At 36.2% G+C, this 3,675-nt stretch carries 6 protein-coding genes; all 6 read right to left on the bottom strand.

The window, feature by feature from the left end:
• Positions 1-104: 104 nt before the first annotated feature.
• Positions 105-575 (bottom strand): GNAT family N-acetyltransferase, encoded by a 471-nt coding sequence (locus tag A6E04_RS15625; protein ID WP_065611809.1) that lies wholly within the window; start codon positions 573-575, stop codon positions 105-107.
• A gap of 147 nt (positions 576-722) precedes the next feature.
• Positions 723-1,538, bottom strand: a complete 816-nt coding sequence (locus A6E04_RS15620) for a hypothetical protein (RefSeq protein WP_065611808.1) — start codon at positions 1,536-1,538, stop codon at positions 723-725.
• A gap of 142 nt (positions 1,539-1,680) precedes the next feature.
• Complete coding sequence (locus A6E04_RS15615; protein ID WP_065611807.1) at positions 1,681-2,316, bottom strand: Ntn hydrolase family protein; 636 nt, start codon at positions 2,314-2,316, stop codon at positions 1,681-1,683.
• 212 nt (positions 2,317-2,528) lie between these two features.
• Entirely contained in the window at positions 2,529-2,789 is a 261-nt protein-coding gene (locus A6E04_RS15610) for a Txe/YoeB family addiction module toxin (RefSeq protein ID WP_065593072.1), read from the bottom strand.
• Entirely contained in the window at positions 2,786-3,037 is a 252-nt protein-coding gene (locus A6E04_RS15605) for a type II toxin-antitoxin system Phd/YefM family antitoxin (RefSeq protein ID WP_065611806.1), read from the bottom strand. Before A6E04_RS15605 ends, A6E04_RS15610 begins: the two co-directional genes overlap by 4 nt.
• Positions 3,038-3,248: 211 nt before the next feature.
• Positions 3,249-3,675: GNAT family N-acetyltransferase (locus tag A6E04_RS15600; protein WP_065611805.1), on the bottom strand; the 427-nt coding region annotated here is incomplete at its 5' end.

The following is a 3,675-nucleotide window of genomic DNA, read 5'->3' as shown; positions in this document are numbered from 1 at the left end:
CACGTTTGCTACGATACAGACCTAACTGAATTTTAACGCCTTAATCACTGAAACTAAAGGCAAACTGACAACGCCGAGTGTAGCAAATCGTGTTGATGCATTTGTTATGAGAATGTCTCACCCAGTGTGCACGACATAAATTGGCTGTGTGGATCAGGTTTGTAATCGGCAAAGGGATCACAATATTGAAAACCAAATTTTTCATAGAGATTACGAGCTGGTTTGAAGAACTCTTGTGAACCGGTTTCCAAGCTAATTTTCTTATAACCCCTATCCGATGAAACATTTAATACATGATTGAGAAGAAGCGTACCTACACCCAAATTTCGCGCATGATTAGAGGTTCTCATTGATTTCAGTTCCGCATGGTTTGAATCCAATTCCTTAATTGCTGCACAACCTAATAACTGCTCACCTTTCCAGCAGCTAAAGAACGTAATCTCAGGTACTTTTAGAGCGCTGACATCTAATGCGTGCACACTTTCAGGAGGAGACGTTGCATACATATCTTCCAGGTGTTCTTTTAATAACTGAACAACTTCACCGCCATTCAAATCATCTATTTTGATATCCATATTTAAAATTATCCCTTAATTCTCATAACGCCTGCATAACACGTTTGCTACCATGCAGATTAAGCTCAAATTTACCACTTAATACGGTAAACTCAAAGAAACCTAGAATGCCGAATGTAGCAAATCGTGTTGATGCGATTGTTAGGCTTATTCTCCCCACGCCCACTTTTTTTTCCTAAGAACAGAGCTTTTGGGTGTAAGGAAAAATGGAAAAAACTCATACATATGAGGTACTTCATTAGAAGCGTTATTATCTACATTTAATTGATGAATACGATATGTCTGATATTGTAAAACATAATAAAATGGGCGAAGCATATCAATTATAGACCACACAACATGGTAGCTAGCCTTTTCTGTTGTATGCCTTAAATAAGTAAACTCTAATATTGTAATCCAATCCCCATTAATATTTTGCTTCCAATTAGTTGCTAAGCCATTGCGATCTATAAAAGTAATTGCATCTTGTTCAATTCTTTTCCTTACATCACTTCTTAAGCCCCAAACATGCCGATCAATTACATCTAACCACAGACCTATTGGATCATCATTTTTATTATTTTCAGTTAATTCATCCAAATTATAATATCGAGAACCTTTAGCAAACTTAGCTAATACCTCTATAATTTGCTTTTGTTTATCATTTAAGGATATTTCTGAGTGTAAAGAGTAGTTAGATGAGCACTCAACACACTTAGCATATAACTTTTCAATATCATGCCCAAAAGACCTCAACTCTTGATTTGTTGGTGTCTGACATTTATTAGAAATCTTATGATCTAGTATAAGTACTATTTTAAATAAACGTTCAAATCCCGTTGCTAATTCAAACAACCCTAAATAAAACAAACCACGATGATTTTCGTCGATATTGGCCCTACGGATAGAGTTTAGCCCCCCCAAGAGACTTGTCATTGTTAAGTGCCCTTCTTGAGCAAGAAGCTTATATTCTTTATTATACATATAGTCACTTATTCCACTTATGAGCCTAACGCCTGCATAACACGTTTACTACTATGCAATTATACTCAAAATTGACACCTTAAAACGAGAAACACCCGACAACCTGAGATGCCGAGTGTAGTAAATCGTGTTGATGCATTTGTTATGCCTGTCCTGATGCGAATAACTGACTAAACCCATGATGTGACTGAACAAAGTAGCTGAAATCTTTACACACCGTTTTATCTACAGTAGCCGCATACTCAAATAAACCCTTTAACATTGACACATGATAATCAAGGTTTTCTTTAATTTGATCTAAACTATCTAAAGGCAACAATTGACTATTAAGATCCTTAATACGAGTATCAATATCAGGTAACTTAGCCCAAATCGTTGCTGACATTGGTTTTAGCATATGTGTTCCATCTACTTTCGACGACATTACATAGCCTAAACGCGTAACTCTTTGATCATCTATTTGGGAAAGGTAGCTGAACATCCAATTAGTCTGTTTCTTCCAACTAGCTTGGTTTAGCGCGATATTGGAGGCAGCTGTATTCGCATAATCCAACAATTGACCAGTATGGTTTACCTCATTTTCAGCTAGATAATATTTTAAGTCATTTAACAGTGGAACATAGCCACTTCCAGTGATCACTCCACCATTCCATTCAATTAACTTTTCTACTTTATTTGAAATGACGTTAACGACAACATCGCCTAACATCATAACCTCACGTTTATCTGCCGCTACTATGACGTAATCGTCAAGATGAATACCAACAATCATTGTCATTACAACTGCTCCATTACAAAAAACGAATAGTATCATATTAATGATATATTTCATGATAACTTGTGTCGATTCAAAGGCATAACGCCTGCATAACACGTTTATTACTATGCAAATATACTTGATATTGACGCCTTAAAACGAGAAACACCCGGCAAACTGAGATTGCCGAGTGTAATAAATCGTGTTGATGCGATTGTTAACTGCGCTTCAAATTAATAATGATAGCGACAAGAAATTATTGTCAAATGTGCATCATTAACGGCATAAACTAATCGGTTGGTGTCATCAATTCTACGTGACCAAAAACCTGCCAAATTTTCTTTCAATGGTTCAGGTTTTCCAATACCTTCGAAGGGAGAACGCTTCGCATCAGTAATTAATTTATTGATGCGTTTCAGCGTTTTCTTATCCTGACCTTGCCAATACAAGTAATCATCCCAAGCATCGTCAGTCCAAGCTAACATTCGACTCATTCAAGTAAGCCTCTTTCCGTAGCTTGACCGGCATTGTATTGAGCAATTGATTTATTTAGATGAGCTGCATTAGCTGGAGAACGAGATAAATAAATCGTTTCCATTAAGCTATTATAATAATCCATAGACATCACAACTGCATCTTCAGAATCTCGACGAGTGATAACTGTGCAGTCAGCATCATTAACTACGCCATCAAGAACAGATTTAAGACCATTTCGAGCTTCAGTAAAAGAAACTATACGCATAATTACCTCTTTGTTGAGTTGTACTTAATATTGAACAAGTCTAACTCATTAAAATTGAAATGTACAATATATTGCACAGGTAACAAAGAAGCAGTTAACGCCTGCATAACACGTTTGCTACTATGCAGATTAAGCCCAAATTTACCACTTAACACGGTAAACTCAAAGAAACCTAGAATGCCGAATGTAGCAAATCGTGTTGATGCATTTGTTATGTGTTTGAACTTAAAGTAAATTCCATTTCTATTAACCCATTCACTTCCACGGTTTGCGTAAACCCTTTTTCTTTATATAACTTGATTGCTGGATTTTCGCTGAACACACGAAGAAGTAACTTTTTTGATTGATGCTGTCTAGCGTGATTTATAATCATATCGAGACTTTTCGCACCGATACCCTTCCCGTGAAATTCTGGGCTTAATTGTAAATCTCGGAGAAAAGTGGTCGATTCGTTATAGCTAAAACGAACAATACCAACTCGATAATTATCCGCGAATATTTCAAAGTTATCCAAGATAGTCCAATTGTTGATAAACAGATTGCTGTCCCAAACGATATTCCGAGTTAAATAATAACTAGCCATATTGGATTGAGTTAGTGATTCAGCATATTTTAGATCAGAAGCTCTTTTAAACTGG

This window comes from Aliivibrio logei, assembly GCF_001691055.1.
GTDB lineage: Bacteria > Pseudomonadota > Gammaproteobacteria > Enterobacterales > Vibrionaceae > Aliivibrio > Aliivibrio salmonicida.
This window is presented reverse-complemented; position numbering and strand designations above follow the sequence as displayed.

Bases quoted from the DNA above. Each gene is read 5' to 3' on its own strand.
- A6E04_RS15625 (WP_065611809.1), bottom strand. From the start codon at position 575: ATGGATATCAAAATAGATGATTTGAATGGCGGTGAAGTTGTTCAGTTA.
- A6E04_RS15620 (WP_065611808.1), bottom strand. From the start codon at position 1,538: ATGTATAATAAAGAATATAAGCTTCTTGCTCAAGAAGGGCACTTAACA.
- A6E04_RS15615 (WP_065611807.1), bottom strand. From the start codon at position 2,316: ATGACAATGATTGTTGGTATTCATCTTGACGATTACGTCATAGTAGCG.
- A6E04_RS15610 (WP_065593072.1), bottom strand. From the start codon at position 2,789: ATGAGTCGAATGTTAGCTTGGACTGACGATGCTTGGGATGATTACTTG.
- A6E04_RS15605 (WP_065611806.1), bottom strand. From the start codon at position 3,037: ATGCGTATAGTTTCTTTTACTGAAGCTCGAAATGGTCTTAAATCTGTT.